This is a genomic window from Methylorubrum zatmanii (genome assembly GCF_014845115.1).
Classification (GTDB): domain Bacteria; phylum Pseudomonadota; class Alphaproteobacteria; order Rhizobiales; family Beijerinckiaceae; genus Methylobacterium; species Methylobacterium zatmanii.
In genome coordinates, this window is sequence record NZ_NKUI01000085.1 from 1 (window position 1) to 24,093 (window position 24,093).

The 24,093-nt window shown below is 67.2% G+C and carries 23 protein-coding genes and 1 pseudogene; 13 read left to right on the top strand and 11 right to left on the bottom strand.

The annotated features are described in order from the left end of the window. Window positions 1–107 precede the first annotated feature (107 nt). Window positions 108–874, top strand: a protein-coding gene (locus MZTS_RS11430; RefSeq protein ID WP_192283943.1) for an IS5 family transposase whose coding sequence is annotated in 2 segments (ribosomal slippage) — window positions 108–423 and window positions 423–874 — 768 coding nt in all. Because the reading frame shifts where the segments join, the coding sequence is not laid out codon by codon here. A gap of 68 nt (window positions 875–942) precedes the next feature. Here the strand turns inward: MZTS_RS11430 and tnpC are convergent. The 4 genes from tnpC to MZTS_RS11450 form a co-directional block, all read right to left on the bottom strand. Next, window positions 943–2,436 (bottom strand): IS66 family transposase, encoded by a 1,494-nt coding sequence (gene tnpC, locus MZTS_RS11435; RefSeq protein ID WP_246417574.1) that lies wholly within the window; start codon window positions 2,434–2,436, stop codon window positions 943–945. A gap of 140 nt (window positions 2,437–2,576) precedes the next feature. After that, on the bottom strand, window positions 2,577–2,924 hold the full coding sequence (gene tnpB / locus MZTS_RS11440) for an IS66 family insertion sequence element accessory protein TnpB (protein WP_024830170.1): 348 nt from the start codon (window positions 2,922–2,924) through the stop codon (window positions 2,577–2,579). Continuing rightward, a complete protein-coding gene (tnpA, locus tag MZTS_RS11445) occupies window positions 2,921–3,292 on the bottom strand; it encodes an IS66-like element accessory protein TnpA (RefSeq protein ID WP_009864310.1) in 372 nt (123 codons plus the stop codon). Before tnpA ends, tnpB begins: the two co-directional genes overlap by 4 nt. Before the next feature lie 388 nt (window positions 3,293–3,680). Then, complete coding sequence (locus MZTS_RS11450) at window positions 3,681–4,193, bottom strand: ASCH domain-containing protein (protein WP_024830171.1); 513 nt, start codon at window positions 4,191–4,193, stop codon at window positions 3,681–3,683. 122 nt (window positions 4,194–4,315) lie between these two features. On the opposite strand from MZTS_RS11450, the gene MZTS_RS11455 reads away from it, so the two are divergent. Both MZTS_RS11455 and MZTS_RS11460 read left to right on the top strand, forming a co-directional pair. Further along, window positions 4,316–4,855 carry an ATP-binding protein gene (locus MZTS_RS11455; RefSeq protein WP_183669332.1) on the top strand — a complete coding sequence of 180 codons (540 nt, stop codon included), beginning with the start codon at window positions 4,316–4,318 and terminating at the stop codon, window positions 4,853–4,855. Between the two features lie 150 nt (window positions 4,856–5,005). Continuing rightward, a complete protein-coding gene (locus MZTS_RS11460) occupies window positions 5,006–5,260 on the top strand; it encodes a recombinase family protein (RefSeq protein WP_281384577.1) in 255 nt (84 codons plus the stop codon). A gap of 29 nt (window positions 5,261–5,289) precedes the next feature. On the opposite strand, the gene tcmP is transcribed toward MZTS_RS11460, so the two are convergent. The 3 genes and pseudogenes from tcmP to MZTS_RS11475 form a co-directional block, all read right to left on the bottom strand. Next, on the bottom strand, window positions 5,290–6,189 hold the full coding sequence (gene tcmP / locus MZTS_RS11465; protein ID WP_183669330.1) for a three-Cys-motif partner protein TcmP: 900 nt from the start codon (window positions 6,187–6,189) through the stop codon (window positions 5,290–5,292). Beyond that, on the bottom strand, window positions 6,186–7,040 hold the full coding sequence (locus MZTS_RS11470) for a DUF5131 family protein (RefSeq protein WP_312893383.1): 855 nt from the start codon (window positions 7,038–7,040) through the stop codon (window positions 6,186–6,188). The genes tcmP and MZTS_RS11470 overlap by 4 nt, the downstream gene beginning before the upstream one ends. Window positions 7,041–7,820: 780 nt before the next feature. Then, window positions 7,821–8,804, bottom strand: a pseudogene (locus MZTS_RS11475) (IS91 family transposase); the annotation flags it as partial. A 384-nt stretch (window positions 8,805–9,188) separates the two neighbouring features. On the opposite strand from MZTS_RS11475, the gene MZTS_RS11480 reads away from it, so the two are divergent. Further along, the gene (locus MZTS_RS11480) at window positions 9,189–11,108 is read left to right on the top strand and encodes a DUF6538 domain-containing protein (RefSeq protein ID WP_123834326.1); all 1,920 of its coding nucleotides are present in this window, start codon (window positions 9,189–9,191) and stop codon (window positions 11,106–11,108) included. A 345-nt stretch (window positions 11,109–11,453) separates the two neighbouring features. On the opposite strand, the gene MZTS_RS11485 is transcribed toward MZTS_RS11480, so the two are convergent. Further along, window positions 11,454–12,785: an MFS transporter gene (locus tag MZTS_RS11485; RefSeq protein ID WP_024830174.1), complete on the bottom strand. Its 1,332-nt coding sequence runs from the start codon at window positions 12,783–12,785 to the stop codon at window positions 11,454–11,456. A gap of 10 nt (window positions 12,786–12,795) precedes the next feature. Further along, entirely contained in the window at window positions 12,796–13,068 is a 273-nt protein-coding gene (locus MZTS_RS11490; protein ID WP_024830175.1) for a metal-sensing transcriptional repressor, read from the bottom strand. Between the two features lie 107 nt (window positions 13,069–13,175). Between MZTS_RS11490 and MZTS_RS11495 the strand changes: the two genes are divergently transcribed. The 3 genes from MZTS_RS11495 to MZTS_RS11505 all read left to right on the top strand — a co-directional run bounded on the left by MZTS_RS11495 (window position 13,176) and on the right by MZTS_RS11505 (window position 18,076). Continuing rightward, a complete protein-coding gene (locus MZTS_RS11495; protein ID WP_024830176.1) occupies window positions 13,176–13,487 on the top strand; it encodes a hypothetical protein in 312 nt (103 codons plus the stop codon). A gap of 71 nt (window positions 13,488–13,558) precedes the next feature. Next, window positions 13,559–14,788 (top strand): efflux RND transporter periplasmic adaptor subunit, encoded by a 1,230-nt coding sequence (locus tag MZTS_RS11500; protein WP_024830177.1) that lies wholly within the window; start codon window positions 13,559–13,561, stop codon window positions 14,786–14,788. A gap of 3 nt (window positions 14,789–14,791) precedes the next feature. Then, on the top strand, window positions 14,792–18,076 hold the full coding sequence (locus MZTS_RS11505) for an efflux RND transporter permease subunit (RefSeq protein ID WP_024830178.1): 3,285 nt from the start codon (window positions 14,792–14,794) through the stop codon (window positions 18,074–18,076). 105 nt (window positions 18,077–18,181) lie between these two features. Here the strand turns inward: MZTS_RS11505 and MZTS_RS11510 are convergent, their stop codons facing one another. Continuing rightward, on the bottom strand, window positions 18,182–19,303 hold the full coding sequence (locus tag MZTS_RS11510) for a nickel/cobalt efflux transporter (RefSeq protein ID WP_024830179.1): 1,122 nt from the start codon (window positions 19,301–19,303) through the stop codon (window positions 18,182–18,184). A 9-nt stretch (window positions 19,304–19,312) separates the two neighbouring features. Next, window positions 19,313–19,591, bottom strand: a complete 279-nt coding sequence (locus MZTS_RS11515) for a metal/formaldehyde-sensitive transcriptional repressor (RefSeq protein ID WP_024830180.1) — start codon at window positions 19,589–19,591, stop codon at window positions 19,313–19,315. Window positions 19,592–19,679: 88 nt separating this feature from the next. On the opposite strand from MZTS_RS11515, the gene MZTS_RS11520 reads away from it, so the two are divergent. From MZTS_RS11520 to MZTS_RS11545, 6 genes are all read left to right on the top strand, one after another. After that, entirely contained in the window at window positions 19,680–19,889 is a 210-nt protein-coding gene (locus tag MZTS_RS11520) for a DUF1289 domain-containing protein (protein ID WP_024830181.1), read from the top strand. Window positions 19,890–19,994: 105 nt separating this feature from the next. Next, complete coding sequence (locus tag MZTS_RS11525) at window positions 19,995–20,825, top strand: chromate resistance protein ChrB domain-containing protein (RefSeq protein ID WP_024830182.1); 831 nt, start codon at window positions 19,995–19,997, stop codon at window positions 20,823–20,825. Between the two features lie 2 nt (window positions 20,826–20,827). Next, entirely contained in the window at window positions 20,828–22,237 is a 1,410-nt protein-coding gene (chrA, locus tag MZTS_RS11530; RefSeq protein WP_024830183.1) for a chromate efflux transporter, read from the top strand. After that, window positions 22,237–22,593 carry a hypothetical protein gene (locus MZTS_RS11535; protein ID WP_024830184.1) on the top strand — a complete coding sequence of 119 codons (357 nt, stop codon included), beginning with the start codon at window positions 22,237–22,239 and terminating at the stop codon, window positions 22,591–22,593. Before chrA ends, MZTS_RS11535 begins: the two co-directional genes overlap by 1 nt. A 36-nt stretch (window positions 22,594–22,629) precedes the next feature. Further along, a complete protein-coding gene (locus MZTS_RS11540; RefSeq protein ID WP_024830185.1) occupies window positions 22,630–23,586 on the top strand; it encodes a DUF1259 domain-containing protein in 957 nt (318 codons plus the stop codon). Between the two features lie 16 nt (window positions 23,587–23,602). Further along, window positions 23,603–24,070 (top strand): Rap1a/Tai family immunity protein, encoded by a 468-nt coding sequence (locus MZTS_RS11545; protein ID WP_024830186.1) that lies wholly within the window; start codon window positions 23,603–23,605, stop codon window positions 24,068–24,070. The last annotated feature ends 23 nt before the right edge of the window (window positions 24,071–24,093 follow it).

Consider the following 24,093-nt stretch of genomic DNA (forward strand, 5'->3'; position numbering starts at 1 on the left):
TCAATCGATCTCGGGTTCGAATTCTAGGTCTGACGTCGCTAGGGTCTGTCGTCGCCTGAACGTCTTGGGGGTGTGAGCGTTTTCTGTCCTCTGGATGGAGCGGGCTGATGCTGAACGACGCGCAGTGGGCGGCTCTAGAGCCGCTGGTGCATGCCTGCCGGCCGAAGGCGAAGACCCCGCCGCAGGACCTGCAACGCACGCTCTCGGCCATCCTGTGGCGGCACCAGAACGGGGCCAAGTGGCGCGCCATTCCAGACGAGTTCGGGCCGTGGTGGCGGGCGGCGCAGATCTTCATCCGCTGGGCGCGCGCCGGAGTGTGGGAGCGCCTGCTCGCCCTGGTGCAGGAGCGCGGCGTGCAGCTCGGCATGGTGTTCCTCGACGGCACCAACATGCGGGCGCACCAGAAGGCGGCAGGTGCGGCCAGAAGGGGGGATCTGCGACCGAGCGAGACGGTCGTGAAGCGCTTGGCCGGTCTCGTGGCGGGTATGGCACCAAGGCCTGCGTGATCGCCGACGGCGCGGGCCGCGCCGTCGCCTTCCGCCTCGCGCCGGGACAGGCGCACGAACTGCCCCACGCCGTGCCGTTGCTCGACCAGTTGCCCGGAGTGCCGCTGTGGGTCGTGGCCGACCGCGGCTACTCCAGTCACGGCTTCCGTCAGCACATCCGCGACGTGGGCGCCAAGCCGGCCGTCCCCACCAAGCGCAACGAAGCACCCACCCGCTGCCCGGACTGGATCTACACCAACCGCAACCGCGTCGAGCGCCTCTGGGCGCGGCTGAAGGAATGGCGAGCGGTGGCCACCCGCTACGAGAAGACCGCCGCCAGCTTCACAGGCGTCCTCTGCCTCGCCGCAACGCTCGATTGGATCAAGTGACAACAAGCCCTAGCACTACCTGGGCGAATTTTGATATAAGAGTAAGCGCTCGGTGAGAGGCCGGCTGGTTAGGCGGCGTGCGCGACCGGCTGGGCGGGCGTCCAGTTCCAGGGCAGCAGGTCTGCCAGCCGCTTGGCGGGATGATCGGCGATGCGTGTGAGCACGTCGCGCAGGTAGGCCTCGGGATCGAGCCGGTTCAGCTTGGCCGTCTCGATCAGGGTGTAGAAGACAGCCGCGCGCTCGGCCCCGAGGTCGGAACCGGCGAACAGATAGTTCTTGCGCCCGACCGCCACGCCGCGCAGTGCCCGCTCGGCCGCGTTGTTGTCGAGCGCGATGCGTCCGTCGTCGAAGGCGCGGGTCAGCGCCGACCAACGGGCCAACATGTAGCGCAGCGCCTTGGCCAGCTCGGACCGACCCGGCAGCTGGGTCAGGCTCCGTTCCGCCCACAGCTTCAGCCCCGCCGCTAGCGGCTTTGCGCGGGCCTGCCGCTCACGGGTGCGGGCGTCGGGCGGTTTGCCGTGCAGCTCACGCTCGATCCCGTAGAGCGCACCGATCCGCGCCAGCGCCTCCGCGGCCAGCGCCGAGCCGGTCGCGGCGTGCACGTCGAAGATCTTGCGGCGCACATGCGCCCAGCAGGCCGCTTCCGTGAGTGGGCCGCCCGGTCGGGCCTTCTCGTAGAGCCCGTTGAAGCCGGCATAGCCATCGGCCACCAGCACGCCGGAGAAGCCCGCCAGATGCGCGAGCGGACGCTCGCCCCGGCGGTCGGGCGAAGCGAAGAACACCGCCGCCGGCGGACGGGCGCCACCATGGGAGCGCTCGTCGCGCACATAGGTCCAGAGCCGGCCGGTCCGGGTCTTGCCACTGCCCGGCGCCAGCACCGGGATCGGCGTGTCGTCGCCGTGCAGGACGGCCGAGCCGGCGATCACCTCCCGGCGCAGGAGATCGACCAGCGGCCTCAAGCTGGCCGCGGTGGCGCCGAGCCAGCCCGATAGGGTCGAGGTGGCCAGGTCCACCCCGTCACGGGCATAGATCTCGGCCTGACGGTAGAGCGGCAGGTGGTCGTCGAACTTCGCCACCGCGATGTGGGCGAGCAGTCCGGGGCCGGCCCGTCCGCGGGGAACGGCGTGGTGGGGCGCGGGCGCCTGCACCACCTGCTCGCAGGCGGTGCAGGCGAAGGCCTCGCGCACGTGGCGCACCACCTTGAACCGGCCCGGCACGTAGTCGAGGCTCTCGGTCACGTCCTCGCCGATCCGGCGTAAGCCCCCACCGCAGGCCGGGCAGGTGCAGGGGCCGGCATGGACCACGCTCTCGCGCGGCAGGTGCTCGGGCAACGCCCGCCGGGCCGGCCTGAGGCGCGCGGCCTCCACCGCCTCGGCCACGACCGGCGCGGCACCCAAGCGCTCGGCCGCGTCGGTCTCCAGCGCCTCGATGGCCAGTTCGAGCTGCTCGACCCGTTCGCCGAGCTTCTCGGAGGAGGCGCCGAACCGCGCCCGCTTCAGTCGGGCGAGTTCGAAGCGCAGCTTCTCGATCAGGGTGTCGGCCTGGACCGCCTCGCGCGCCATGCCGACGATCAGACGCTTGAGCGCGTCGACGTCGTCGGGCAGCAGGGCAGGATCGAGAGCCACGCCAACAGCTTAAGCCGTGCCGACGAGGCTCGCCACAGCCTCGGCCTCGGACGTCCCCACCTCGGTAGTCTTCCGCTTCAGCCCGCGACCCTCGGCCGGTCGGTGCGCAGCGGCGCGCGCCAGTCGATGCCCTCCAGTAGCATGGCGAGCTGGGCCGGCGTCAGCGCCGCCGCGGCCCCGGCGGTGGCCGGCCAGATGAAGCGGCCCTTCTCCAGGCGCTTGGCGAACAGGCACAGGCCCTGGCCGTCCCACCACAGCACCTTGATCAGGTGCCCCTGCCGCCCGCGGAACACGAAGGCCTGCCCCGAGAACGGATCGCGGGAGAGATGGTCCTGCACCAGCGCGGCCAGCCCGTCGAAGCCCTTGCGCATGTCGGTGTGTCCGGTGGCCAGCCAGACGCGCGAACCGGACGGGACCGGGATCATCGGTGGAGCAGCGCCGCGATTACACCCTGCAGCAGCGCCAGGTCCGCACCCGCCTCGGCCCGCAGCCGGTGACCGCCGGCCAACTCGATCTCGACGACGCCCGACCCGGCCGGCCTCTCGGCGGCCGCAACGGCGGGCGGCGGCAGGGCGAGCGGGACGAAGGCCGGCGGGGCGGAGGGCGTCCGAGCCTGCTGCTCGGCCAGCACGGCGCGCCGCCAGCGGAACAGCAGGCTGGAATGCAGGCCGTGTCGACGCGCTACCGCCGAGGCGGTCGTGGCGGGATCGTCCGCCTCGGCCAGAATGGCCCGCTTCTGCTCGGGCGACCAGCTTCGGCGCGTGCCGGCGACGATGATGTGAGGGTTGGTCATAGGTCCAGACACAGGGCCGATACAGCGCCATCCGACGCCAGGTCCTGTATCCAGAGCGGAGCACTACCCGCACAAGGCGGCCGTCACCGAGCGCTTACATATAAGACATTGGTAATCAACGACTTAGCATGAACGGGTCGATCCTGTAAGTCGTTGATCCTACTATGCAATCAGGAATGATGCCCAGGTAGTGTTAGGTCGCACCGATCTACCCTGCTCCACGTATTCATCAGCTGTGATGCTGGCTGAAGCGGACACTCTATGCCCGTTGGTGCGTTTTGGGTCGTTCCTGGCTGTCTTGGCCCAGCCGTAGCACATATCTGAGTGCTACGGCTTCGCCGGTTGTCGTATCCCAGGCATCCTGGCAGCATGCAAAAGGCTCAAGCTATCAGACTGCAGCCGCAAGCGCGGAGGCGGTAGCCGACCGTCCCGAACGGCGGTTTGCTGCCGCGCCCGTCTCAGATTCGCTTACTACGGGGGCGAACGCGTATATGCAGACCAACGAACTCGGTGTGATCGACGGGTAGAAGCGGGTCAGGGCGTCGATCAGCTCTTGGCGATCCTTGAAACCGTCTGCCTTCGCGTCGGCGGACGAGAGATCACCGCAGCGCACATACCTCAAGCCGGTTAGCACAACCTCGCCCGCGGGCGCAGCTTCGTGGTGCGGCTGGTTGCCGCCGACGGCATAGATGGGGAGAACCCTGCTAGCCGGATACTCCAGGCCATGCTCATCGAACCTAATAGTGGTGCGTTTCCGGCCGTTCTGTACCAACGCGACGAGATCGTCCTGCATGACAAAGCGACGACGCTCGATCAGGCGCTGATCCGGGAATCGGTTGGCCGCGGCGATTTGCCAGTCGCGGGCTGTCGGGCCCGACGCATCTTGACGACTATCGTACATCTATGTCTCCGTCGCCCCTGACCCAACCCGGTCGCGACCTCAGTTCTAATTGTGTGCCGCGCTGTTCCAAGCTCCAACCAACGGCATTCCCCACGATTCTTTCCTTGCTCCGGACGCGCAGCATGGCCCACGTCACTCATGTCTTTGGCCTCTCAGGCGTCGGCAAGAGCTGGCTCTGCGAGCGATTCGCCGCGCGTCACGGTGCCGTCCACGCGTCGGCTAGTGCGCTTTTGCGTGAGGCGAAGCGGTCAATCGGTGAGCCAACAGACTCGGAAGGTCTGCGGCAGGGGTCCGTCATGGACAACCAGCAGCTGCTCGTCAGGGAGTTCGACCTCCTACGTGCAAAAACTGATAGCCCGATCCTTCTTGATGCTCACAATGTCGTGGATGATGATACTTCGCTCGTTCAGATCCCTCTGTCGGTCGTGCAGGGTTTGGCACCGGATTTGATCGTGTTCATTCGATCGGATCCGGCCGCGATAATCGAGCGACGAGCCTCGGATGCGACCCGCCAGCGTCCCATGCGCGACGAGGCAACCTTGGAGCGGCACCAGGAATTGGCAATGGCCCTCGCCCATTCGCATGCGAAGGATCTTGGTGTGCCCTTCGTGGTGGTCGAAGCTGGTGACGAGATCACCTTTGCTGCTGCCCTAGCTCGATAGGCAGAAACGCTTTCTACTTCTCTAGCTGGTCCAGCCTGACGGCCAGCACGTTGATCACTGCGGTGGCCGTGCTGACCGGTAGGCCAGACACCTTCTGCCGCGCCTGGCGCCGCTTCTCGATCGGTTCAGCCATTCCAGCCGGCACCCACACTGCGCGAGGGGTTCGACCTCTTTACGCCGGTCGGCAAGGCTATGCTCACCATGCTGGCCGTTGTCGCCGAGCTGGAGCGCTCCAGCACCAAGGCTCGGCAGATGGCGGGCATCGTGCGGGCGAAGGCTTCCGGCCAAGCTCTCGGCCGGGAGAAGGTCCTAGACGACGCCACCGTGGCCGCTTGGCGCAAGGAACACTCAGCCAGCATCGCGGTGACAGCCATGCAGTTCGGGATCTCAACAGCCAGTGTTTAAAGGGCCTGCCGAGCACCGGCTGGAACAGATCATTGCACATCTCTCCACAGCTCAGCCATATCAACTTGAGTTGAGGCTGGATCGATTTCTGGCCGGCCTGAAATTTTACGATAGGCGCGTAGCATCAGGAGGGGAGCTTCGGCGTGATCTGTTGCATGGATCATATGGTACATAGTTCGTCCATGTCGGCGTCGACTGTGAATTGCATAGGGATGCGCGTATTTATAGCCAAGCTCGCTCTTGAAGCGATCTGCCAGCATCTTCGCACGTGGTACGCCTTGCATCCCTTGTAACTGCCGCCAGTCTGGACGTCCCCACCAGCTTTCTAGCTTTGCAGTGGTTTGTGGCCGACTCACAGCAGCAATCGAACGATCGAGCCACCCAGTAGCAAAAAAGTAGAAAATCTCGATTTTAGTTGCTTGTGGGTCTAGAGTCGACTTGTATCTGGAGAGCGCTTGAACCGTTTGCCACGAACACTCGAATGTTCTTTGGTCGAGGAGGGCAAAGGTCGCCGTTTTTGAGGTGATGCAACCTGAGGCCAGAATTTCTGGAAGCACTAAGTTGAAGTCACCCTCGCGTATCTCGATGCGCCGTTTTGGTGTTTTATCTGCACCTGCGATTGCCCTAAGCAGCTCGATGCCTTTCGGGTCTAAATCGCAAAGCCAGAAAGTCTTGATGCGCTTTGGCTCGGTCTCCATGACGAGTCTTGCGGAGCAAATTTCTGCCATGCTGCGCTGTTGAGGCGCCGAGAATCCATCTATGTAGATGCCATGCTTTGTAATAAAAGTAAAAAGACGAAGATACTCTTGAATCAGCTTTGCTTTATCCTCGGACCAGACTGGGTACTGAAGGGATTTAAAATTTTTCTCTGGCGTTAGCGGGTGGAGGGGAAGATCAGCTTTGTCGAAAAGCAGAGGGAGCTCTGTCATGCTGACCTCGACCGCGGAAGCCCATCCCACGTGATGCCATCGAAATGGCGACCAGCTACTTTCTTGCCCACCCTGAGCATGGTGGTCCCATCTTCTGCCGGTGCAGCTCTCGCCTTGGCGAGATTGATGCCCTGGCCCGGGGCCCAGTCACCCCACTGCTTGAAATGGAAGGGAATATCTGCAGCCATGCACTGGTTGAGCAGACTTCTGAACCATGAGGGACTAGTTGGTCGCGCCTTTGGGCCGCTCTCGCCACCCGTAATCACCCAATCGATCGCATGAGCCCATCTCCCAAGGTCCACCGGGCCCAGCAGCGGCTCTGCTGAAATGAAACGCACCGCGGCCGGCAGGACCGCAAGTTCTGGTAGACGCTCGTCGGCCCAGTCCTGATCTTCGACTGTCGTGCCTATCCAAACGTTGGACGGCCAATCATCGCCCCATGGGGTGAGGCGGCTTACCAGATCCGGTCGCTTTGTTAGCAGTAACCAGTCGAGATTTGGGGTTGCAGCTATCAGGCCCCACAAACGATCACGCCATTGATCCAGATCTCGGCGATCTTCAAAAACGTCTGCCATAGACGCACAAAATACTCGCGGTCGCTCACCTTCAGCAGCTGCAGCGGTGTTCCAGCGAAGTGGCTCCGCCCAATGCTTGTCGCCAAAAAAGCGTCGTTCAGCACCGATCCCCCAGACGTCCTTGCCTACGCGCTTGGCCCAAGACTCTGCGTAGCAGTGCTTGCAAGCCGGGGAGACCTTTACACATCCCCACCACGGGTTGAACGTGTGGGTCGTCCATTCGATTCGTGAGTTCTTTGCCACGAGGCGCTCCCGGTCGGACTGACGATAGCTCACGCCGCTGCACAGCGCCAGTTCCTGGTACGTTCTCTGCGTGGATCGCTCAAGAATCTCGCCTCCATCGCCTTGAGGGCCAAGCCTAGCTACTCTGCCGTCCGATCGGGTAGGGAGACGACATGCGCACCACCTTCGCCCACACGGCCCGGCTATCTCGCTCTTAGCGGCTGCGTAGGGATGGTCAGCGCCGACAATGCGCCGTTCCGCATGCCTCGAACTTGATAGCCGCGGATCGCAGACGTAGCCGGTGCGGTTCAGTTGCGACCACGAAGAAGCCGCTTGGGAGCCCCTACCCCAAGTGTCGCTGGAGGCCTTGCGGCATGCCATTTCCGGCCGGCTTACTTGGGCCCTCACAATCCTATGTTCGCTCCATCATCTAGAGCGGACCTAGTACCGTCAGGAGGCGCAAGTCCGTTTTGTTGTGAAGGTTTTCGGATGGCGGCCCGTGCGCTGGGGTCGTGCCGGGCTGGGGGCCGGCGTTCGAAAACCTCCAGAGGAGGAAGCCGCGGGGGAGCAGCGACGTTGAAGGCTGGCCCGCGCGCTATGGGGAATGAAGGGTGCGACGGCTCTCTCGGCGACCATCGACGCCGCTGCCCTGGCGCGATCCCGGGGCGGGTGCTGGCCTTCGTGACCGCGCATCGCAGCTCTGATGAGAGCCGTGAGCTCTGCCGGCGGGGGTGAGCCGGCCATGGCTGGGTGTCTCAGCGCATGCAGGCCCGCGGCGGGTCGCTGGTCCCGCGCTCTGTCGGCTGGCGGTGGCGGTCGGGTTCGGGGCGGCTATCAAGACGTGTCGACCCCGACGGCGCTCGGGCGCAGCCTTGGAACCTCGCCGCGGCGGAAGCGCTCGACGATGAGCATGCGGCCCCCGCAGCACGGGCAGGCGGGCCCCGCGGGCGGGTCGACGATGGCGGCGGGTTCGGGCTCGGGGGCGGCCTCGCGCGGCGGCGACGGGGGTGTGAGCAGGCTCAGGATCCTGGCGATGTTGGCAGCCCGCGTGGCGCTGGCGAACAGGACGCAATGGCGGATGCGGTGGAAGCCGTCGGGCAGCACGTGCAGCAGGAAGCGGCGAAGGAACTCGTCCGCCGGGAGGGTCATGGTCTTGATCCACTCGCGGCCCTTCGCACCGTTCCGCGCCCGGTAGTCCTTCCAGCGGAACGTGACGCCGCGCTCGTCGAGGGCCAAGAGCCGGCTGTTGGCGATGGCGACGCGGTGAGTGTAGCGCGACAGGTAGGCGAGCACGGCCTCTGGCCCGGTGAAGGGCCGCTTGGCGTAGACCACCCACTCGGCCCGCTGCAGTGGTGCCAGATGGGCCGCAAAGGCATCGGGGTCGGCGAGAGCCGCCAACGCGCCATGGAAGGTGAGCCGCCCGGCGTGATGCACCTCGGCCAGCCGGTCGAGGAACAGCCGGCGGAAGAGGCGGGAGAGCACCCGCACGAGCAGGAAGAAGCGCGGCCGACAAGCGGTCCAGCGCGCGCCGTCCGGGGACAGGCCACCGCCCGGTACGACGATATGCACGTGTGGGTGGTGCGTCATGGCCGAGCCCCAGGTGTGGAGCACGGCGGTCAGCCCGATCTTTGCCCCAAGGTGCTTCGGATCGGCGGCGATGGTCAGCAGAGTGTCGGCGGCGGTGCGGAACAGCAGGTCGTAGACCACGGCCTTGTTCTGGAAGGCCACGGCCGCGACAACCGCTGGCAGGGTGCAGACGACGTGGTAGTATGGCACGGGCAGCAGGTCGGCCTGCGGCCGCTCCAGCCACGCCCGCGCCGCATCCAACACTCGTTGCCGTGCCGCGAGTGCGGCTTAGTCCCATGGCGCTTTGTCGACCTTCGACATGCTTCAGAGCGACCTGATTTAGCGAGAGGCGATGCCTTAATGCGGCCTGTGGATGGCCAGAGGACGCCCTTGGCAATGAGCGCAGGATCGTATCCACTGCGTGTGCGCACGAAGCTAAGGCGCCTGCAATTGCAATAACTTAACTGATGCCTTCTGTTGAGGTCATGCTGGGTGAGAATCCTGGCGCCCCAGCCAAAGTCTCAAGATTCTCAGCCGACCGTTGATTCTCCGGCTGTTTTCGGACCCGCCCGGGCCGACCGCTCCGTCCAGGTCCACTCGGGAGGTCCACTTGTCTGGACGGCAGGGATTCCTGCCTTGCCCCGCACCCACCTCCGCCGTCGCCGACAAACGGTCTTTTTTCGCCGTATCATCCCCCATGACCTGCGTCAGAGGTTCGGTCAGCGCGAGATCCTGCGCTCGCTCGGCCAAGCCACGCCGGGCGAGGCCCGACGGATGGCGCAACGCTTGTGGGATGGGACAGAGACCTTGTTCACCCTCGTCCGTTTCAACCGATCGCTCACGCGCGCCGATATCGCCCGGCTCGCGGAGCAGTACTTAGACTCCGAATCTCTGAAGCACGAAGGCCTCATAACGGCTATCGGGCACTACCCCAAGATCGACGACCTTCCTGGTGTCGACAGCGCGATGCTTGAAGACGGAATAGCCGATGGCAGCGATTTCGTCGGAGACTGTCCGAGGGGGACCCTCAATGATCCGGCCGAATGGGAGTTCCTCTATCAGTGCCGACTGGACGGCCTAAAGCGCGACCGGTCACTCAACAAATTCACATCCGTTCGCAGCGCGGCACAGGAACTCGCCTTACGCAACGAGATCGACCTCGACACCCCCACTCAGGAATACGCGCTCTGCCGCGCGCTACTCGACGCCGAAATCACGATCGCTGAGCAGAAACTGGCCTATCTGCGCGACGTCGTCAGGCCTCATCACCCCCTGCACGCGGTCGCCCATCGTCCGATTGTTCCTAACCCGCCCACTCGGTCCGATGCGCCAACGAAAAAGATGGCGCATCAATCTGAGAGATTGTTCAGCGAGATTTGGACCGCCTATAGCGACGATCGCGTCAGACACAACGAATGGAAAGAGGCTATTGCTCGCCAAGCCCAGTCGACAGGGCGTCTTTTCGTCGAGATATGTGGCGACAAGCCGCTCGAGGCCTATGGACCCGCCGATGCCGCAGAGTTCAGGCGTGCTCTGCTCAGCCTTCCTGGGAAATACGACAAGTGCGTTGAGTGGCGTGACATTCAGCGCCGAAGCGGCATCCGCGGCCTGATCGAGCATTGCAACGGTAAGGCGGACATCGATCGCCTGAAGCCTCAGACCTTCAACCGGCACCTTGCGGCCTTGTCGGGCATCTGGCCATGGGCTCAGGTCAACGAAGTCGTTCCCAAGGGTACGCCGTCGATCTTCGACGGTCTGCACATCAACATGAGCCGCGTCCGAGGTCGGCATCACAGCGCTCGGGACGAGCGGCCGGCGTGGAACAGTGACGAACTCGCGGCCGTGCTGAATGCAGATTTGTTTTTCGGAATTCGCAGTCGCCGAAGCTGGAAGAAGCCGGGTCCGCACGTCCTACGTGACGAACGCTACTGGGGCATCCTCATCGGCTGCCACAGCGGCATGCGACGCGGTGAAATATTCCAACTCCGGGTACGACACGTCGTACGACACAAGGAGACAGGAATCTGGCATTTCAATCTCAAGGATCCGACTCTTGACCTGAAAGCCGGAGGAAGCGCCCGATGGGTCCCTCTCCATCAGAATCTGCTGAGTCTCGGGTTGATTGAGGCATTGGTGGAGGGACGAGAAGAGAATGAATTGCTCCTCCCTGAGGGTGAGGCTGGCGCCGAGAAGACGGATACTCTCAATGATGGAGAGAACTCGCCATACGGCAGCGCCTTCGGGAAGTGGTTTCAGCGCTTTAAATCGTACCACGGTGTACGTGCTGACGTCACGTTCCACTCATTTCGACATTCGGCGACCACGCTCATCATAAACGCAGGTGCTCAGCCGAACTTTGTGGAGGAGGTGATTGGCCACGAGAGCAAGACCAGACGGTCTGAAATGGAGCGTTATTACAAAGGTCAGGCCTTGATCAAACTTAAAGACGTTATTGATCGTCTCATCTTACCAATTAACATCGAGAAAATGACCGAGGCCGCGCGCACCGGCGAACCACATCGGGTATCTGATACTCGACGGCAACTGACTGCCTGAAAATGAAATCGGCACGCTGTTTTGGCTATGCAGCGACCTTCCACACGGCTTCTACAGAAACTAGGCCGGCTCGTTTATGTGAAAATTTTGCGAATTCCTTGGTGGGCTATTGTCATGTCAGATACGCGGCTTCGCAGCGGACCTTCCAAACGATAATCGGACGGCTAAATCGGGTGGATTGCAGCTGTTCCGGTTTAGGGAGCAGGTCCGACAAAAGCAGACGCTCGGCAATTGACTGGAAATGGCCGTGACCGGCTGGTCCGCTTCCGAGCCGCTTCGTCGGATAAGCGGACGGCCCCCACCCAAATGCGAACGGGAGCAGGGCGGTCAGGCGCCTCGCCATCCTTATCCAGGGCGGTGCGCCGGCCAGCGCTGGTGCAGGTCGTCGATGACGAAGGCGTGGGCGTGCCGCCGTGCCGCGGCGCCGTCCAGGTGCGGATGGTCTGGCCCGAGGTCGGCGTGTGCATGCTCGACGACGTCCGGGTCCGAGGCGGGCCACAGCACGGCCGCCGCCGCGATGGCCGCTAGGGTGAGCACGCCCAGCACCGCGAGCGTGACCGGCATGCCGGCCTCGGCTCCAAGCCAGCCCGCCAGCGGATAGGTGACGAGCCAGGCGACGTGCGACAGGGCGAACTGAGCCGCGAACACCGCGGGCCGGTCCTCGGTCGTGGCCGAGCGCCGGAGGAGCCGCCCGGTCGGGGTCTGAGCGGCCGAGTAACCGATCCCGAGAACCAGCCATGTGGCGAGCAGCATCGGCCAGCCGATCACGCCGCCCCAGGTCGTTGCGGCGAAGGCGAGCAGCACGACGCCGAGGAGGGCCGCCGCCGGCAGCATCACGGTCCGGTCCGGCAGCCGGTCGAGCACCCGCGGCAGCAGAAGAGCCGCGACCATCGAGCCACCGCCGAACAGGCCGAGCGCGACCGCGACGTCGTTCTGGGGCCGGTGCAGGATGGCCTGCACGATCACGACCGTGTTGACGATGACCATAGAGCCGGCCGCCGACACCGCGAGGTTCAGGGCGAGGAGGCCCCGCAGGCGCGGCGTCGCGAGGTAGATGCGGAGGCCGCGGGTGGTCCGTTCGTAGATCCCGCGGCGCTCGGTCGGCTTCGGGCTCGGTAGGCCGACAGACACGACGAGCGCCGCCGAGCATAGGAAACCGACGACCGTGCCGCCGAACAGCCAGTGGAAGTTGATCACCGTCAGAAGGATGGCGGCGAGCGCCGGGCTGAGCAGGTTCTCCAGGTCGTAGGCCAGCCGCGAGAGGGAGAGCGCCCGGGTGTAGTCGCGCTCCTCCGGCAGGATGTCGGGAATGGTTGCCTGGAAGGTCGGGGTGAAGGCGGCCGAGCAGGACTGGAGCACGAAGACGAGGACGTAGACCTGCCAGATCTGGTCGACGAAGGGCAGGATCAGGGCGACGGCGGCCCTCACAAGGTCGGTCGTCACCAGGAAGGCGCGGCGCGGCAACTGCCCGGTGAAGGCGTTCGCCACCGGCGCGACCAGCACGTAGGCGACCATCTTGATGGCCAGCGCCGTGCCGAGCACCGCACCGGCCTCGGCCTTGGCGAGGCGATAGGCCAGGAGCCCGAGGGCGACCGTCAGCAGGCCGGTGCCGATCAGGGCGACGACCTGCGCGGCGAACAGGTGGCGGTAGGTCCGGTTTGCGAGGACGCTCAGCATCGGGCACCCCTCACAGGTACTTCGCCAGCGCCTTGAACTCGGCGAGCGCGGCCCTGGCCGTTTTGCCGCCGTCGGCGACGCCGTCGCCGATGCAGTGCTCCATGTGGTCCTCGATCAGGGTGCGCTTCGCGTTGGCGATGGCGCTCTCGACCGCTTGGAGTTGCTGGGCGAGGTCGAGGCAGGGCCGGCCCTCGTCGATCATCGCGATGACACCGGCGAGGTGGCCGTGTGCGCGCTTGAGGCGCTTGACGATGTCCGGGTGGGAGGCGTGCACGTGTTCCATGTTGACATGCTATCCTCCTGGATAGGATAAGGGAAGGGTATTTGACGCGTCGGTCGGACCACGGCTCGACGGGGAGATTGGATCGGGTGTCATTCGGGCGGCGTCTCATGACGATGGCCGTGGCGTTGCTGCTGTCGGCGGTGACGGTGCTGCCGCTGCTCGCCCATGGCCGGCACGAGGCGACGGGTCCCGTCGCGCACGCCATGCCGTCGACGGCGGTGCAGGATCATGCGACCGACCACCAGGATGCCGACGAGTTGATCCACCACACGCAATCGCACGCGCAGGGTGTCATGCCGACCGCGGCCGAGGCTCCCGCGGCCGGCCGGGCCTCGGTGGCGCGACCATTCACCTGCGCGGACGATGCCTGCCGCTTCGGCGGCGCTGCCGAGGGGCCGTTCGAGCCACCGAGGGCCTGAGGCCGCTCACCTCGCCCTTTCCTCGAACCACGGCTCCGCGCAGGTGCGCGGCACGCCGCCATGGCATCGACATGCTCAAACGCCTCATACCCGTGCTGCTGGCCGTCGCCGGCGGCTTCCTGATCGCGACCTGGTGGCCCGGGGCTCCCGAGGCCGTCCGCGCGATGCTGTCCCCCACCAAGGGCGGGAACGCTCCCGCCAAGCCAGAGCCTCTTCCGGCGGCCAAGGGCGAGCCGGAGAGGCCCGGCCTCGTCGCGCTGACGGACGACCAGATCGCCAAGGCGGGGATTCGGACGGGCACGGTCGGCGGAGGCAGCCTCTCGCGCCACCTGCACGTGCCGGGCACCGTCATCCCGAGCGCCAACCTGACCGCCCGCATCGCGGTCAAGACCACCGGGACGGTCGTCGAACTGCGCAAGGGGCTCGGCGACACGGTCGCGAAGGGCGAGGTCGTGGCGCTGCTCGACAGCCGCGAGATCGCCGAGACCAAGGGCGAGTACCTGGCGGCGCGGGTCTCGGCCGCCCTGCAGAAGACGCTCTACGAGCGCGACAAGGAGCTTTGGGACAAGCGCATCTCGTCCGAGCAGCAGTACCTGCGCTCGCAGGCCAGCTACCAGGACCTCAAGGTCAAGGAGGACGCCGCCCGGCGCAAGCTGACCTTCCTGGGCCTCAGCCAAGCCGAGATCGACGCCCTGCCGAAGCAGCCGGAGGCTCAGTTCGAGCGTCAGGAGATCCGCTCGCCCATCGCGGGCAAGATCGTCGAGCGCCGCGTCGACCCCGGGGCCGCGGTCGGACGGGACAACCTGGAGACCGAGCTCTACTCGGTCGTCGACCTGTCGAAGGTCTGGATCGACCTCGCGGTCAGTCCCGGCGACATGCCGCTCGTGCGCGAGGGCCAGGCCGTGACCGTCCGGGCCGAGGCGACCGGGGAGGCCGCGAAGGGCCGGATCGTCTTCATCGTGCCCGTCCTCGACCAAGCCACCCGCGCGGCCAGGGTCGTCGCGGAACTGGCCAACCCTGACGAGACGTGGCGGCCGGGCTCGTTCGTCGCCGCGGAGATCGTCATCTCCGAGAAGCCGGTGCGCGTCCTCGTCCCGGCCTCGGCGATCCAGACCCTGGAGGGCAAGCCCAACGTCTTCGTGCGCGTGGCCGAAGGCTTCGAGGCGCGCCCGGTCAAGCTCGGGCGGTCGGACGACGACGACGTGGAGGTGACGGAGGGGCTCGATCCCGGCCAGGCGGTGGTCGTAGCGAACTCGTTCACGCTCAAGTCCGAGCTCGGCAAGGCCGCGGCGGAGGACTGAACCATGATCCGTTCCATCCTCGGCTTCTCCGTCGCCAACCGCTACGCCGTCATCCTGGTGACCCTCATCGCCACCGCCTTCGGGGCGTGGTCGCTCGCGCGCTTGCCCATCGACGCTGTGCCCGACGTCACCAACAACCAGGTGCAGATCAACGCCATCGCCCCGGCGCTGACGCCGGTCGAGATCGAGAAGCAGGTCACGGTGCTGCTGGAACGCGCGCTGGCCGGCACGCCGGGGCTGGAAAGCATGCGCTCCTTCTCGCGCAACGGCTTCGCCCAGTTGACGGCCGTGTTCAGCGACAAGGTCGACGTGTACTTCGCGAGGACCCAGGTCAACGAGCGCCTGACCGAGGTGCGCGGCACCCTTCCGCCCGGGGTCGAGGTGAAGCTCGGGCCGATCTCGACCGGCCTCGGCGAGATCTACTGGTGGTCGGTGGAGTATCTGCCCCCAGGCGAGGGCGTGCCCGTGAGGGACGGCCGTTCTGGCTGGCAGACGGACGGGAGCTACCTGACGCCCGAGGGCGAGCGGCTGAGGTCCGACTTCGAGCGCACGGTCTACCTGCGGACCGTGCAGGATTGGATCATCCGGCCGCAGATGAAGAGTGTGCCGGGCGTGGCCGGGGCCGACGCCATCGGCGGCTTCGTGAAGGAGTACCAGGTCCGGCCGGACCCGATGAAGCTCGTGGGCTACGGCCTGTCCTTCGCTGACGTCACCCGCGCCATCGAGGCGAACAACGCCACGCGCGGGGCTAACTACGTCGAACGCAACGGCGAGGGCTACGTCGTCCGGGCCGGCGGCCTCATCGAGAACGTCGACCAGATCCGGGACATCGTGGTGGCGACCCGGGCCGGGGTGCCCATCCTAGTGAAGGACGTCGCGGAGGTCGGAATCGGACAGGAGCTCCGGACCGGTTCGGCCAGCGAGAACGGGCACGAGGTGGTGCTGGGCACGGCCCTGATGCTGATCGGCGAGAACAGCCGCACGGTCTCGGCCGCCGCAGACGCCAAGATCCGGGAGATCAACAAGCTCCTGCCGCCCGGCATCCAGGCCCGGACGCTCCTCAGCCGCACCGACCTCGTCGACGCGACCATCCGGACGGTGGGCAGGAACCTCGCCGAGGGCGCGCTGCTGGTCATCGCGGTGCTGTTCCTCACGCTGGGGAACATACGGGCAGCCGTCATCACCGCCCTGGTCATCCCCGTGACGATGATGCTCACGGCCACCGGCATGCTGGCGGGGAGGATCAGCGCCAACCTGATGAGCCTGGGCGCCCTCGACTTCGGCCTCATCGTCGACGGTGCGGTCATTATCGCGGAGAACAGCCTGCGGCACCTCGCCGAGCGACAACACGAGCTTGGACGCCGGCTCGGCCTGGACGAGAGGCTGGAGACGGTGCGGGTCTCGGCCGAGGAGATGATCAAGCCGAGCGTCTACGGGCAGGCCATCATCATCCTGGTCTACGTGCCCCTGCTGACCTTCACCGGCGTGGAGGGCAAGACCTTCACGCCAATGGCGCTGACGGTCCTGATCGCGCTCGTGGCGGCGTTTGTGCTGTCGCTCACCTTCGTCCCGGCGATGATCGCGACCTTCGTCACCGGGCGGGTCAGCGAGGGCGACAACGCCTTGGTCCGCGTCCTGAAGGCGGCCTACCGGCCGGTACTGTGCGGTGCCATCCGGTCACCGATAACCTTCATCGTCGGTGCGCTGGTCGTTCTCGGGATCGCCGGAGCGCTGGCGACGCGGCTAGGGCAGGAGTTCACGCCGACGCTCGACGAGAAGAACATCGTCATGGAGGCGCGCCGCATCCCATCGACGTCGATCACGCAGTCGCAGGCGATGCAGCTCGGCGTCGAGGAGACGATGAGCAAGTTCCCGGAGGTGGCCTTCGTCTACTCGCGCTGCGGCACGCCCGACATCGCCGCCGACCCGATGCCGCCGAACGCCTGCGACGCCTACCTCATCCTCAAGCCGCAGAGCGCCTGGCCCGACCCGCACGAGAGCAAAGAGGCGCTTATCGGACGGATGGAGGCGGAGGCGAAGCTGATCCCCGGCACGCTGCTCGGCTTTTCCCAGCCCATCCAGATGCGCTTCAACGAGCTCATCGCCGGCGTGCGCGACGACCTCGCCGTGAAGGTGTTCGGCGAGGAGTTCGGTCCGATGGTCGAGGGGGCCCGTAAGATCGCCGGCATCCTGCGCAGCCTGGAGGGCGCCGCCGACGTGAAGGTCGAGGAGGCGGTCGGGCTGCCGTTCCTTGAGATCAAGATCGACCGGCGCGAGATCGCCCGGCGCGGCCTGAGCATGGCCGACGTGCAGGACGTCATCGGCACGGCCGTCGGCGGCAAGGATGCCGGGCTGGTGTTCGAGGGCGACCGGCGCTTCGCCATCGTGGTTCGCCTCGCCGACGACGTCCGAGGAGACGTCGAGGCCCTGAAGAACCTCCCCGTCCCGCTGCCGCCCGCGCAGGCGGCTCCGGCCCGGTCGGGTACCGGCGTGCCGACCGCGCCGGGAGCGATGGGCATGAGCGTGCCGCTCCGCCAACTAGCGACCTTCACCTTCACGGAGGGGCCGAACCAGGTCAGCCGCGAGAACGGGCGGCGGCGCGTGGTGGTGACCGCGAACGTGCGCGGTCGCGACATCGGCTCGCTCGTGGCGGAGGCGCAGGAGCGAATTGCCGCGGAGGTGAGGCTGCCAGCCGGCTACGAGGTGCGCTGGGGCGGTCAGTTCGAGAACCTGACCGCCGCCCGGCAACGCCTGATGGTGGTCGTGCCGGCGGCCTTCGCGCTGATCTTCATCCTTCTGCTCGGGGCGCTCGGCTCCGCGCGCGACGCGTCCATCGTGTTCAGCGCCGTGCCGATGGCCCTGACCGGCGGCGTGGCCGCCCTGTGGGTCCGCGACATGCCGTTCTCGGTATCGGCGGCGGTGGGGTTCATCGCGCTGTCGGGCGTGGCGGTGCTGAACGGCCTGGTGCTGCTCAACCATATCCGGACGCTGGTTGCGGGGGGCATGGCCATCCCCGAGGCGGTCCGGGACGGGGCGCTGACCAGGCTGCGTCCCGTGGTGATGACGGCGCTGGTCGCCGCCCTCGGCTTCGTGCCGATGGCCCTGGCGACGGGGACGGGCGCCGAGGTGCAACGGCCGCTGGCGACGGTGGTCATCGGCGGCCTCGTCAGCGCGACCCTGCTCACCCTGCTGGTCTTGCCGGCGCTCTACGTCCGCTTCGGCCGGGCGGCGACGGGAGTGCGTGTCACGGAGGTGCGGCAACCTGCGCTGTGCGAGGCAGTGCGTTGAGGAAAGCCCGTGCGAGCGTGATGGCCGTTAGGTCCGCCTCCTGGTCGATCCCAGGTCGCGTGCCATCGCCGACGACTGAACCTGTTTCGGCTCATGGCCGGTCGGTCAGCCTTGAATGTCGACAGTCCATGCGGCCGCGTGGTCCTGGTGTGCGTGGCTGATGCCTTGCCAGCCTAGCCAGCCGGTGTAGAGGCCGACCAGGACGATCAGGGCGGCCGAGGCGTAAGGGGCCTGCCGGGCGAAGGCGTCGAACCCGGACCAGCGGGAGGCGACATGCTTGACGCTCAGCGCCGCGACGACGCCGGCCGAGACCATGGTCAGCGCCAGGCCGATGCTGAAGCAGACGACGAGCGCGAAGCCCAGGCTGAACTGCTTGAGCTGGATGCACAGGAGCAGGACCGTGATGGCTGCCGGGCACGGGATCAGCCCTCCGGTCAAGCCGAACAGCACGATCTGGCCGGTCGTCACATGCCGGCCCGCGAAGCGGCGGCGGATGTCCTCGGCATGGGCCCGGGCGTGGGCGTCGTCCTCGTCGCCCAGGTTCATGTGCCCGTGGTCATGGTCGTGCTCCTCGAACGCGACCTCGTGGATCTCGGCTCCGGCCGGCCCGTTGAGGCGCAGACGTGCCGTGAAGGCGTGCGGCTCCGGGATCTCCTCCAGGCTCTCCAGGAATTCGCCGCGGTGCGCGAAGGCGAACGCCTGCCGACCGCCGTCCGGGCGAAGCGTCTCGACGGTCATGCTCCCGGGAGCCGGTAGCTCACCCCGCTCCGCACGCACCCGCCAGCGCGGCGGCACCCCGTCCTCGAACACTTCCAGCGTCAGGAGACCGGCCCTGGTCGTGACGTGCTTCGTCTCGTCGTGATGGTGATGATGGTCGTGGTGCTGCTCGCGCCACGTGCGCCACGCCATCCAAAGCGCGATGCCGACGATGAGCACCGCGGAGGCGAGCTGGAAGTACGGCTCGCTCGCTTGGCCGCCCCATTCCTGGCCGAGATACTGCCCGCCGAGGGCAATGACCCAAACTACGGCGGTGTGCGAGAGCGTCGCCGCCAGCCCAAGCAGCACCGCCTGCGTGACCGTGCCTCGGACCGCGATGATGAAGGCGGCCATCATCGTCTTGGAGTGGCCGGGCTCAAGCCCGTGCAGGGCGCCGAGCAGGATCGCGCTCGGCACGAACAGCCAGGCATGCGCGGTGCCCTGCTGGAGCAGGTCAGGCAAGGAGGTCATGAGGTCTCGTCACTTGAGGTAGGTCCGCACCACCTCGATCAGCTCGGCGGCCCCCCGGGCGCGCTCTGTGTCCGGCTCGGCGTCCGGGTTCACGACGTGGTGGCGGATGTGGTCTTCCATCAATTCGGCGGTCAGCCCGTTGATGGCACCCCGCATCGAGGCGACCAGCATCAGGACGTCGGCGCAGCCGAGCTCGGCCTCCAGGGCCCGCTCGACGGCTTCCGCCTGTCCCTTGATCCGGCGCACACGCGCCAGGAGCTTGGTCCTTTCCTTGATCGTGTGGGCCATCACAGGCTTCCTCGTTATGGCGACACATAGGGGGGTACCCTATGTGTGTCCAGCGGCGTCGATGCCGTGGTGTGTGCGGAGCCGTACCATGAAGAAGGACGATCCCTGCATCGGGGTTTGCCAGTGGGACGGGCGCACCGGCTGGTGCCTCGGCTGCGGCCGCACAATCCCCGAGATCCGCGCGTGGAAGAAAATGACACCCTACCGGCGGACCGCCCTCGCGCGCGAGCTGCCCCGGCGGGTCGAGCAAGTCTCGGCCACACGGGAGCCGGCCCACTCCGACCTCGGGGACGCTTGACAGGGTGGGCGCTGGCGGGATGTATTGACTCATCGGGGAGCGATCCCCCGACGAGGCTTCGGCTGAAGAATCGCGTCCCATCTGCACTTGCTGCAAGGACGCGTCATGCCTGTGCCCAACACCATTACCGTCGACAAACTCGCGCGCCTGATCGGAACTCCCGGCTGCCCGGCCGTCGTCGACGTGCGCACCTACAAGGAATTCCTCGCCGACCAGCGGTACGTGCCCGGTTCCCTCGTCCGGGAGGCTAGCCGGGTCGCCGAGTGGGCGCCGGCGCTGCGCGGCAGGTCGGTCGTCGTGGTCTGCGAGGACGGGCGCCGGCACAGCCACGGCGTCGCTGCCTGGCTGCGCAGCGCCGGCGTGAACGCCGAGGCTCTGCAGGGTGGTATCGCAGACTGGGCGGCCGCCGAACTGCCGATGGTCCCGGCCGACAAGGTCCGCAACCGCGACGAGCAGGGCCGAACCGTCTGGGTCACGCGCGCCCGACCCAAAGTCGACCGTATCGCCTGTCCCTGGCTGATCCGCCGCTTCGTCGACCCCGACGCGGTCTTCCTGTTCGTGCCGCCGGGTGAGGTCGTCGGCGTTGCGGAACGGTTCGAGGCCGCACCCTTCGACATCGACGACCCGGGCACCTTCTGGAGCCACCGGGGCGAGCTCTGCACCTTCGACGTCATGGTCGAGGAGCTCGGCCTCGCCACGCCGCCGCTCCTGCACCTCGCGACGCTCGTGCGCGGGGCCGACACGGGCCGGCCAGACCTGGCGCCGGAGGCGGCCGGGCTGCTCGCGGCATCGCTCGGCCTGTCGCGCATCTATGCCAATGACATGGAGCAGCTCGACGCCGGCATGCTCCTCTACGACGCCTTCTATCGCTGGTGCCGGGACGCAACGGAGGAGCGTCACGACTGGGTGGGCGACCGCACTAAGGGGAAGGCCTGACCATGGCCGCGACCGCAGGCATCCAGACTGCGCCGGAGCATAGCGCAGCTGCCCCGGGAGCGCCGCTGCCCGTGACCCTGGCCGAGGCCGTGCCGATCTGGGCGCGCATCGCCGCGCTCTCGTTCGGCGGGCCGGCCGGGCAGATCGCGGTCATGCATCGCATCCTCGTCGAGGAGCGGCGCTGGATCTCCGAGAACCGCTTCCTGCACGCCCTGAACTTTTGCACGCTGCTGCCTGGCCCCGAGGCGCAGCAACTCGCCACCTACGTCGGCTGGCTCATGCACGGCACCCGCGGCGGGCTCGTCGCCGGCGGGCTATTCGTCCTACCGGGCGTGCTCGCGATCATGGCGCTGAGCTGGGTCTACGCGCTCTACGGCAACGTCGGTTTCGTCGCCGGCCTATTCTTCGGCCTGAAGGCGGCGGTGCTGGCCATCGTGCTCCAGGCCGTGATCCGGATCGGCAAGCGGGCACTCAAGGGACCGGTCATGGTCGGCCTCGCGGCTGCGGCGTTCGTGGCCATCTTCTTCTTCGACGTGCCCTTCCCGCTGATCGTGCTCTGCGCGGGCGTCATCGGCTACCTCGGCGGCCGAGCCGGCCTGCCGCAGTTCAAGGCCGGAGGGCACGGGGGTGGTGGCAAGGTCGTCGAGGGCCCCTTCCTACTCGACGATCACGAGCTTCCGCAGGAGCGGGCCGCCGCCGGGCAAACGCTGCGGATACTGCTGACCTGGGGCGCTATCTGGCTAGTACCGGTCGCTGCCATCCTGCTCGCCGCCGGCCCGGACGACGTCTTCAGCCAAGTGGCGGTGTTCTTCTCGAAGATGGCGATGGTGACGTTCGGCGGGGCCTACGCGGTGCTCGCCTACGTGGCCCAGCAGGCGGTGGAGCATTACGGCTGGCTGAAGCCCGGCGAGATGCTCGACGGCCTCGGCATGGCCGAGACCACGCCCGGCCCGCTGATCATGGTCACCCAGTTCGTGGGCTTCCTCGCCGCCTACCGGGCGCCGGGAAGTCTGCCGCCGCTCCTGGCGGGGACGCTCGGCGGGCTGCTGACCACCTGGGTGACCTTCGCGCCGTGCTTCCTCTGGATCTTCGTGGGCGCCCCTTACGTTGAGCGGCTGCGCGGCAACCGGGCCTTGGCCGGCGCGCTCTCGGCTATCACCGCCGCGGTCGTCGGCGTGATCCTGAACCTCGCGGTCTGGTTCGCCCTGCACACCGTCTTCGCCGAGACGCGACCGTTCGCGGCCGGCCCTGTCCGGTTCGACGTGCCGGTCCCGTCAAGCCTCAACCCCTGGGCCCTCGCGTTGGCGGCCGCGGCGGTGCTGGCGGTGTTCCGGTGCAAGGTCGGCATGGTCCAGACGCTCGCGGCCTGCGCCGCTGCCGGCGTCGCCCTGCACTTGGGAGGTTTGGTGTGATGGGCACCGGGCGCCGCACCGCGGCGGTCATCCTTCTCGTCCTGGCGGCGGGTCCGGCACCCGCGGGCGAGGCGTTCCGGCGCCTGACCGCGTCCGAGATCCGGGCGCGCCTTGTCGGCAAGGAGGTCACCGACGAGGTGCACTGGGCCTACCGCTTCGAGCCGGGCGGCCGCTTGCACGTCGTGTCCCTCGGGCGGGCTCACACCGCGCGGTGGCGGATCGACAAGGACGAGCTCTGCCTGGAGGCCGTTCCCTGCGTCCAGGTCTGGATGGCCGGCAACCGCGTCGAGCTCCGGCGTGGCGACGGCACCCTGCCGGACGAGGGTGTGCTGCAGGCACCGGCACGCCGGTCCTGAGGACTTCGAACCGCAACCACAATCGAGGAGACGACCATGCGTCGCTTGCTTGCATCCATCGCCGTCCTGGGCACCCTCGCGACCGGCGCGTCGGCCGCGGAGCCCTGGCAGGACGCCATCGCCACCGGGCTGGGCAAGCCCGGGACCGCCATGCCGGGCGGGGTCTACCGCGTCGGCCTGCCCCGGACCGACCTGAAGGTCACCCTCGACGGCGTGCAGCTGAAGCCATCCCTCGCCCTTGGCTCCTGGCTCGCCTTCGTGCGGCACGGGGGCGGGAACGAGGTCATGGTGATGGGCGACCTCGTCCTAACCGAGGACGAAGTGAACCCGGTGATGAAGCGCCTCGTCGAGAACGGCGTCGAGATCACCGCCATCCACAACCACCTGCTGCGGGCCTCACCGAGCACCCTCTACATGCACGTCTCCGGGCAGGGCGAGCCCGGGAAGCTCGCCACGATCCTGGCGGGGGCGCTGGGCGCGAGCCGCACGCCCTTCGGCGGCGAGACCGCCGGCGGCTCCCCGCCGTCCGGGAAGACCGAACCGGCCTCGGCCGGCGAGGGACCGGTGCCGGCGAAGGCGACCGCGCCGGATCAGTCGCTCGACCTCGACACGGCGGCCATCGACGCCGCCATCGGGCGCAAAGGCAAGGTCAACGGCGGCGTCTACGCCGTGAGCGTGCCGCGCTCGGAGACCCCGAAGGACCACGGCATGGTCGTGCCCGAGGCCATGGGCTCGGCGATCGCCATCAACTTCCAGCCGACCGGCGGCGGCAAGGCGGCCATCACGGGCGACTTCGTGCTCACCGCCGACGAGGTGAACCCGGTGATCAAGGCGTTGCGGGCGAGCGGCATTGAGGTCACGGCGCTTCACAACCACATGCTCGACGACGAGCCGCGGCTGTTCTTCATGCACTTCTGGGCGAACGACGACGCGGGCAAGCTCGCCAAGGGCCTGCGCGACGCGCTCGACCAGGTGAAGGTCGCGAAGGGCTGATGCCAGGAGCATCGCCATGATGACGATGTCGGTGAACCTCAGGGGGCGGTGCCTCGCGGTCCTGGCGGCGGCTTCGGTCACCGTCTCACTTCCGGCGACGGTTCCGCCGGCGAACGCCGCCGGCTGCGAGGGCACGTCCTGCGCCCTGAATGCGGGCGGCCAGGGCGTCGGTGCCCCGGCGGTGCCGCCGGCCGCTTCGGTCGACATCCGCGAGAGGCGGTCGGGGGACCTGTACCGCGTCTGCCTCGCCGAGCGGGGCAAGGCGTCGGGCTGGTGCAGCGCCTACCTCATGGGTGTCGCCGATACGCTGGCGGCCTTCGGCGATGGCGGCGACAAGGCCGGGATCTGCGCCGTCGACTACACCATCGAGGCCCTGACCGAGGCGTATATGGCCTGGGCGCACGCCAACGAGGCCCTGCTCCAGACCGACATGCTGGCGGGGGCCAGCCTCGCCTTCCGGCAGTGCTGGCCCTGTGGGCGGTGAACCGGAGCGCGCCCGCCTCCCTC

Excerpts from the sequence above, each read along its gene's own strand:
- tnpC (WP_246417574.1), bottom strand. The coding sequence starts at position 2,436 with ATGGCGCGCGAGGCGGTCCAGGCCGACACCCTGATCGAGAAGCTGCGC.
- tnpB (WP_024830170.1), bottom strand. The coding sequence starts at position 2,924 with ATGATCCCGGTCCCGTCCGGTTCGCGCGTCTGGCTGGCCACCGGACAC.
- tnpA (WP_009864310.1), bottom strand. The coding sequence starts at position 3,292 with ATGACCAACCCTCACATCATCGTCGCCGGCACGCGCCGAAGCTGGTCG.
- MZTS_RS11450 (WP_024830171.1), bottom strand. The coding sequence starts at position 4,193 with ATGTACGATAGTCGTCAAGATGCGTCGGGCCCGACAGCCCGCGACTGG.
- MZTS_RS11455 (WP_183669332.1), top strand. The coding sequence starts at position 4,316 with ATGGCCCACGTCACTCATGTCTTTGGCCTCTCAGGCGTCGGCAAGAGC.
- tcmP (WP_183669330.1), bottom strand. The coding sequence starts at position 6,189 with ATGACAGAGCTCCCTCTGCTTTTCGACAAAGCTGATCTTCCCCTCCAC.
- MZTS_RS11485 (WP_024830174.1), bottom strand. The coding sequence starts at position 12,785 with ATGCTGAGCGTCCTCGCAAACCGGACCTACCGCCACCTGTTCGCCGCG.
- MZTS_RS11490 (WP_024830175.1), bottom strand. The coding sequence starts at position 13,068 with ATGGAACACGTGCACGCCTCCCACCCGGACATCGTCAAGCGCCTCAAG.
- MZTS_RS11495 (WP_024830176.1), top strand. The coding sequence starts at position 13,176 with ATGACGATGGCCGTGGCGTTGCTGCTGTCGGCGGTGACGGTGCTGCCG.
- MZTS_RS11500 (WP_024830177.1), top strand. The coding sequence starts at position 13,559 with ATGCTCAAACGCCTCATACCCGTGCTGCTGGCCGTCGCCGGCGGCTTC.
- MZTS_RS11505 (WP_024830178.1), top strand. The coding sequence starts at position 14,792 with ATGATCCGTTCCATCCTCGGCTTCTCCGTCGCCAACCGCTACGCCGTC.
- MZTS_RS11510 (WP_024830179.1), bottom strand. The coding sequence starts at position 19,303 with ATGACCTCCTTGCCTGACCTGCTCCAGCAGGGCACCGCGCATGCCTGG.
- MZTS_RS11515 (WP_024830180.1), bottom strand. The coding sequence starts at position 19,591 with ATGGCCCACACGATCAAGGAAAGGACCAAGCTCCTGGCGCGTGTGCGC.
- MZTS_RS11520 (WP_024830181.1), top strand. The coding sequence starts at position 19,680 with ATGAAGAAGGACGATCCCTGCATCGGGGTTTGCCAGTGGGACGGGCGC.
- MZTS_RS11525 (WP_024830182.1), top strand. The coding sequence starts at position 19,995 with ATGCCTGTGCCCAACACCATTACCGTCGACAAACTCGCGCGCCTGATC.
- chrA (WP_024830183.1), top strand. The coding sequence starts at position 20,828 with ATGGCCGCGACCGCAGGCATCCAGACTGCGCCGGAGCATAGCGCAGCT.
- MZTS_RS11535 (WP_024830184.1), top strand. The coding sequence starts at position 22,237 with ATGGGCACCGGGCGCCGCACCGCGGCGGTCATCCTTCTCGTCCTGGCG.
- MZTS_RS11540 (WP_024830185.1), top strand. The coding sequence starts at position 22,630 with ATGCGTCGCTTGCTTGCATCCATCGCCGTCCTGGGCACCCTCGCGACC.
- MZTS_RS11545 (WP_024830186.1), top strand. The coding sequence starts at position 23,603 with ATGATGACGATGTCGGTGAACCTCAGGGGGCGGTGCCTCGCGGTCCTG.